The 6,594-nt window shown below is 42.8% G+C and carries 8 protein-coding genes and 1 pseudogene; 1 reads left to right on the top strand and 8 read right to left on the bottom strand.

Annotated features, from left to right (window positions below):
- Nucleotides 1-37: 37 nt before the first annotated feature.
- The 5 genes from Q0Y54_RS10900 to Q0Y54_RS10880 form a co-directional block, all read right to left on the bottom strand.
- On the bottom strand, nucleotides 38-235 hold the full coding sequence (locus Q0Y54_RS10900; protein ID WP_297967687.1) for a hypothetical protein: 198 nt from the start codon (nucleotides 233-235) through the stop codon (nucleotides 38-40).
- A gap of 150 nt (nucleotides 236-385) precedes the next feature.
- Entirely contained in the window at nucleotides 386-1,147 is a 762-nt protein-coding gene (locus Q0Y54_RS10895) for an HNH endonuclease (protein ID WP_297967684.1), read from the bottom strand.
- 171 nt (nucleotides 1,148-1,318) lie between these two features.
- Nucleotides 1,319-1,774: a peptide deformylase gene (locus tag Q0Y54_RS10890; protein WP_297967682.1), complete on the bottom strand. Its 456-nt coding sequence runs from the start codon at nucleotides 1,772-1,774 to the stop codon at nucleotides 1,319-1,321.
- Nucleotides 1,775-1,805: 31 nt separating this feature from the next.
- Nucleotides 1,806-2,522: an SDR family oxidoreductase gene (locus Q0Y54_RS10885; protein ID WP_297967679.1), complete on the bottom strand. Its 717-nt coding sequence runs from the start codon at nucleotides 2,520-2,522 to the stop codon at nucleotides 1,806-1,808.
- Nucleotides 2,523-2,635: 113 nt separating this feature from the next.
- The gene (locus tag Q0Y54_RS10880) at nucleotides 2,636-3,046 is read right to left on the bottom strand and encodes a DUF4143 domain-containing protein (protein WP_297967677.1); all 411 of its coding nucleotides are present in this window, start codon (nucleotides 3,044-3,046) and stop codon (nucleotides 2,636-2,638) included.
- Between the two features lie 279 nt (nucleotides 3,047-3,325).
- Here Q0Y54_RS10880 and Q0Y54_RS10875 point away from each other — a divergent pair, with 279 nt between their 5' ends.
- Nucleotides 3,326-3,982, top strand: coding sequence for a hypothetical protein (locus Q0Y54_RS10875; RefSeq protein WP_297967674.1), 657 nt, complete (start codon nucleotides 3,326-3,328; stop codon nucleotides 3,980-3,982).
- A gap of 76 nt (nucleotides 3,983-4,058) precedes the next feature.
- Here Q0Y54_RS10875 and Q0Y54_RS10870 read toward each other — a convergent pair whose 3' ends face one another.
- From Q0Y54_RS10870 to Q0Y54_RS10860, 3 genes and pseudogenes are all read right to left on the bottom strand, one after another.
- Nucleotides 4,059-4,730: a TrkA family potassium uptake protein gene (locus Q0Y54_RS10870; protein WP_297967671.1), complete on the bottom strand. Its 672-nt coding sequence runs from the start codon at nucleotides 4,728-4,730 to the stop codon at nucleotides 4,059-4,061.
- An 11-nt stretch (nucleotides 4,731-4,741) separates the two neighbouring features.
- The gene (locus Q0Y54_RS10865) at nucleotides 4,742-6,115 is read right to left on the bottom strand and encodes a TrkH family potassium uptake protein (protein WP_297967668.1); all 1,374 of its coding nucleotides are present in this window, start codon (nucleotides 6,113-6,115) and stop codon (nucleotides 4,742-4,744) included.
- A 193-nt stretch (nucleotides 6,116-6,308) separates the two neighbouring features.
- Nucleotides 6,309-6,594, bottom strand: a pseudogene (locus Q0Y54_RS10860) (hypothetical protein); the annotation flags it as partial.

The raw sequence follows: 6,594 nt of genomic DNA, 5'->3' as shown, positions 1-6,594 counted from the left end.
TTATTATGCCACGAGAAAGGGCTGGCGGGAAGACGACTTAAACTTTGACGCTTACAGACAAAATATCCTTTTGTTCTTTAATTGTCTTTACATCATAACGCTCCAAAGTTTCTTCATCTACATAATCAAACATGTCCGGAACGTGCTCATAAAGCTCATTGATAACAGCACAATCACATGTTTTTGTACTTCTATCTCCTCGCTCCATAGCAACTGCAATATATACATGAGCCATAACAAATAATCCTCCTTACTATAAAATAAACATATATTCGTTGCTATTATTATACAGAACATATATTTGTTTTTCAACTATAAATTTGAATTGATAGGCTTTTGCCATGTAGTGATATTATTGAACACTAAAACTTCTTTATTATCATACTTAATCAGATAAAATTATATCCTCAAATTCCTCTTTCCCCAGTATAAAGCCACAATTAACAAGGCGTTCTTTACGTTTTTCATATAATTCATCCACCATGCAGCGTCGGTCATCCCGCAGACCCAAATGTATTTTACGATGACAAATAGGGCATAATGAAATCAAGTTAGCATACACATCCAGACTATTCTTGAATTTTTCCTGGTGCTGAAGCGGAATAATATGATGCGCTTCCATATATTGCTTATTTGTGCTCTCCGCGATAAAAGTACTGTGACCATGGTCTATTTCACACTGATAACCTGCTAATTCAACAGTTTGAGTACGTAATATCCCAGACCGCTTCCATATTTTATATTCCATTACCACAGGCTTTTCACAGACTACTGGTACATCCATCTTTACAATTTCTTTTTCTGAGAAGCGGCTGAACAGTTCACCTACAGCAAATTTGTGATAGTGTCTATATCCTGCACTATACATATGATGTCCTCTGGTATTAAGAGCTACAAATTCTTCATTTGTGTTTAACATTTTCCACGCAAAATCCAGCTGCTCAATACTGCCAAGTTCATATATGGACTCCTTGACCAACCCCATTTCTTTCATATATTCAGATATTCTTTTTAACCCGCGTATATATTTGTAATAGGTTTTCTCAGAGTTCCCAATAACATCTACAATATAACGTCTAAAATACTCATTTATATTTTCTGTGCTGGCAAAAGCAAGTGTTTGTGGTCCATTATCATATAAAAACATATTTATCACCTTTAAAGATAAAGAATTATATCAAGCTATATCCCATGGATACAGTTTAATAAAATGCCAGTTCCATTTTTTTACGAACAGGCATTTACTTATTCATAACAATGTGAACAAATATCATATGTACAATAGATATAGGCATAATTAATCATTTCTTTGCCCACCTTATATAATTTTGCCTTCCAAATGGTCCATTTCATGCTGAACTATCTCAGCCAGCAGGCCAGTAAATTTCTGGCGTTTTTTCTGCCATTTCATATCCCGATAGCTTACTTCCACCCATTCAGAACGTTTTACTTCACGCTTATCGGGAAGTGACAAGCACCCCTCTTCGGCAATATATGTTTTCCCGGACTGTTTTTCGTACTTTGGATTCAGCATTACAAGTATATCAGCAGGGCCGGCACCAGGAAAATTACCTGCACCATTTTCTGCATCCAGACATATGGCAATTACTGCCTTTGGTTCCCCTAACATATTTGCCGCCATGCCAACACAAGTCATGCGGTATGCCTGTAAGGTGTCAGCTAAATCTTGGGCAATACCGGTTATATCGTTCTTTGTGGCAGTCCTGGCCTTTATCTTCAGTATCTCTATATCCCTATTTATTTCCCTAACCATTATCTAATACACTCCTTTATGTATTGCCTACTTAGTCATGATTCAGTATCCACCCATTGTCGCCATGATAAATCATTTGCCGGGTCATTCCCCCATCAATACAGATATTCTCCCCGGTTATGAAGCCGGCCATATCTGAGCACAAAAACATAACAGCATTGGCTATATCCATGGGCTTTCCCACTCTTCCAGCTGGCTGCTGACTGGCATCGGAGCCGGTGAATTTTTGGCCGGTAGTATCAATCCAGCCCGGGGATATGGAGTTTACCCGTACCCTTCCGGCAAGGCTTATGGCCAGGGCATGGGTTAGGGCCGAAATACCGCCCTTGGCGGCCGTGTAGCTTTCCGTCTGTGGCTGGCTCATTCTGTCACGGGAGGATGAAATATTGACGATGGATGCCCCCTTGCTAAAATAAGGTGCAAATAGCCTGGCGAGGTAATATGGAGCCGTAACGCCAACGGCCAAAGCATATTCAAATTCCTCATAGGTACATTCGTCAATCCCCTTCATCAACGGCAGAGCGTTATTGATAAGGTAATCAACATGCCCGTATGTATCAATTACATGACTGGCAAATTCCTCCAGCACATTCTTATCGGCAATATCCCCCACAAAGTGATTGCCTGGCGACTTGTCTATTACCACAACAGCTGCATTGCTACGTTGAAATTCATCGGCAATGCTTTTGCCAATACCATTGGCCCCGCCGGTTACAACGACCACTTTATTTTGAAAATCAAACTTCATTACGCTTCAACCTGCCCTTTCTGCGCTCTTTATCTTTCCAAAATTATACCAAACCTTTTTACAAAAAATCTTTTATCAATATCATAATCAGGTGTTTGCTGCAAAAAAGTGATTCAAATGACACCAACCTGACCCACAGCATATAGTGGCAGGTTTATCAGCCACTCCTCTTCCTTATAATCTGCCATAGATGTGCGAACACAAATCTCCGGAGAGAATTTCTCTCTATATGTTTTTAAACTCTTGGCACGAAGATTTACCTCTGCCTTTACTTCCACCGGAACTACCAGATTACCAGTATCGATAACAAAATTAATTTCACAGGAGCCTCTGTCATTGGTGTAATAGTACACCGCTATATCATCAATAGTTTTTAACTGCTGACAAACGTACTGCTCCGTCAATGCACCCTTAAATTCTGTAAAAAGGCTATTGCCATCCAGCAAGGTTCGATGGCTAAGGCCAGCCATACACCCAAGAAGACCAACGTCTACCAAAAACAACTTAATAGCAGTTCTGTACATACCAACACCTCCACCATCTAATTAAAGTACAGTATGACATTTCATCACAAAAAATACAATGAACTTTTGTAGTATCACTACACTTTTTACACCGGACTTTTGCGGTTTCATCACACTTTTTACACCGAACTTTTGTCATAATACTACATTTTTAAGTCAAATATTTTTGTAAAGAGCTTCATTGTCCTTTTTTTCAACCACACAGATATTGTCATCATTTTCCTATTGTTATAATATAAACTCATAATAATTCATAATTCCTTGAGGGGAGGGAACGGTATGGGGATTGAGGACACCCATTTATGGAAGGATTACTATGACGGATGTGAGGAAGAGGGCTGGCAGGATGCGGATCCTTTTGACAAGGACAGCCAGGACGCTTATGATGCCATCTGGGATGACTACAGTATGGACCGTGACGATTTTGAAGAAGATAATTACGATCCGGATTTTTTTGATGAGCGGGATGACGATAGTGTAAAGGTGGATAATCCTCCAGCTGCCACTCCCAGAACAAGAAATATCTACATTCCTATTATTGATAATCCCCGTAAGCCCCGCTATTACTGTCCCAAGTGTCACAGCAATGATGCTGTGCGGCTAAAATACATCACCCCGCCACCACAGCTGGATTCCAGCCCGGTGGTGCACTACGTTTATTTGCTCATTGCCCTGATATTCCTTTTGCCAGCCCTGCGCAGTGTTGCTGATATAGTCATGGGTATTGATATAACAGGAAATTTACTGATTATCGGTGTAAGCGGAGCAATCTCATTCTTTGCCGGCCGAGCTTACCATTCCAACAAGAAACAGTATGAGGAACGCTGCAAAAGCTACCAGCAACAATGTGATTTATGGACCAATGGCTATAGATGTACAACCTGCGGCACCCATTACCCCGTGCAAACAGACGATAATAATTCCCCCAATAAATAACCTATACAAGACAAAAAGCCGGAAACAGGCTGCCATCCATTGGATAGTAACCTGCCTCCGGCTATTTCTTTACTCATTATTCCCCGGCCAAAACCTTTTCCTTGAATTTTGCCAATACCTCACTGGAGCCAATGGCAAAAATCTTGTCTCCTGCATGGAATTCATAGGTGGGTGGCGGCGTAATCAGGGTTTTTCCCTCATGAATAATCGCAATGACATTCAGACCGAATTGGGCGCGGAGATTGGCCTCCACCAGGTTTTTCCCCCACAGCTCCTCCGGTACATTGAAGTTAATTATTTTAATATCACCGTCAATTTCAATGTAATCCTTAACATTGGGTGCCACCAAATGAAGGGCCAGACGCTTGGCCATTTCCAGCTCGGAAAAAACAATTTGGGTAGCTCCCATTTTTTTTGCCATTTCAGCATGACGTTCATCAATGGCCTTTACCACTATGTCCGGAATATTACGCTCCTTGCACAGCATGGTGGCCATCAGACTGGCTTCCAGATTTTTGGTGGAAATAATAACCGTGTCAAAGCTTTCCATACCAGCCTGGTCAAAGGCCCTGGAATCCCGTATATCAAAGCTGACTATTCGCGATACCTGATCCGCCAATTTGCTGACCAGGTTTTCATCAACATCCACGCACAAAACCTCATAGCCCATTTGCTCCAAGGTTACGGCCAGGCTTATGCCAAACCGGCCCATGCCCAGAATTGCAAATTGATTTTTTCTGCTTACCATTTTCTTGTACCTCAACCTATCATAATATTGCCTTCCGGATATTTAATCAGGGATTCCTCCTGCTTGATAACGGCCATTATAAAGGTCAAAATCCCCACTCTGCCCATGAGCATGGTCAGGGACAGCAGCAGCTTCCCCCACATATCCCATTCGTTGGTGATACCTATTCCCATGCCGACAGTGCCAAAGGCTGAAACCGTTTCAAAAATCACCGCCCCCAGCTGATGAACCTCACCGTCAATTACCGACAGCATAATCCCGGCAGATACCACCCAAATAGTTGCTATGGTAAAAATGGCGTAGGCCTGCACCTGAAGCCTTCTGCTTATCTGGCGGCCAAATACAACATTATCCCTTTTTCCCCGGACCACAGACCACATGGACAGCATAACGATGAAATAGGTGGTGCTCTTTATACCGCCGCCGGTGGACAGAGGCGAGGCCCCAATAAACATAAGGAGGATCATTACCAGCTTGCTGATCTGGGTAGCCGCCCCCAAATCAAAGGTATTAAACCCTGCTGTACGGCAGGATATGGAGGTGAAAAAGGATTGGGCCAGCTGCTCACTGAGGGGCAGATTGCCCAAGGTCTTGGGATTTTGGCTGTCCACCAAAAATATCAATATACCCCCCAGCACAATGAGAAAGGCCGAGGTGGCCAGCACAATCTGGCTATGAAGGGTGAGCCTGCGCCATTTGTGGTTATGCAGCACATCATGAATAACCGTGAAACCAATTCCCCCCAGTATTATCAGGGTGCCCAGGCAGCCCAGCAAAAAGAAGTCATCTCCTCGCTTGGTCAGGCTGTCATAATTGCCGAACAGGTCAAAGCCTGCGTTACAAAAGGCGGAAACAGAATGGAATATGCCGTAGCCGATACAATCCCAGCCGTATTCCGGGTAAAAATGCCAGGACAGGAGAATGGCAAAAATGCCCTCAACCACAAAGGTGTATTGTATCATGCGGCGAATCAATGGAAACATACCCATTCGGGAGTTTTGGTTAAGGGATTCCTGCAGCACTTGGGTTTCCGACAGGCGAAACCGATATCCCATACTATGAGCAACTAAGGTACCCAAAGTCATAATCCCCAGCCCACCTATCTGGATAAGGAGCAGCATGACCACCTTGCCAAAGAGGGTCAAATCATTCTTCAAATCCGTTACCGTCAGCCCCGTTACGCAGGAGGCCGAGGTGGATACAAAAAGGGCATCTACAGGGTGAAGCCCCATATGATCCGTGGTACTGATGGGCAGGGTCAGCAACAGGGTGCCCAAGCCAATCATCAGGATAAAGCTCAGACAAATTATTTGGTTTGGTTTCATGCGAAACCTGTGTTGCATTTTTATAGCATCCTGTCGTTGCCACTTCGGTCCAAAATACATTAGGGTACTCCACCACCATTCTAATATTTTGCTTTTTAGAATAGACTATGCTGCTAATGCTGCCTAATATGAAGGGAAAATATGTTGTTCAAATCATGAAATAAGCCAAGACACCAGCAAATTTTCCAAAACTATGAAACACGCCAAGAACGTTGCATATCGCTGCTTCCTGACGTGAATTGTTGAGCAGGCACTAATTGATACTCTTTATTTTTTGTCTTACTGCCTCCTGCAAAACCTTTGATAGACTCAGCCCTATCTCTGCGACCTTTTCATCCATCCATTTGGGAATACTGACAGTGCGCTTCACCGCACGATTATCCCTAATATCTGCCTGAATATAAGAAACTATTTCATCATCAACAACCTTTATGGAACCGTGGGTGCTGGGAGCAGGAATTTCTTCATTTTCAGCTTTTAAAAATTCAATCCATTGTGAAAGAGCAGCCTGAGCCATCTTCATAGCATTACCAAAAGAT

It is taken from the genome of uncultured Anaerovibrio sp., assembly GCF_947302755.1.
Classification (GTDB): Bacteria; Bacillota; Negativicutes; order Selenomonadales; family Selenomonadaceae; genus Anaerovibrio.
This window is presented reverse-complemented; position numbering and strand designations above follow the sequence as displayed.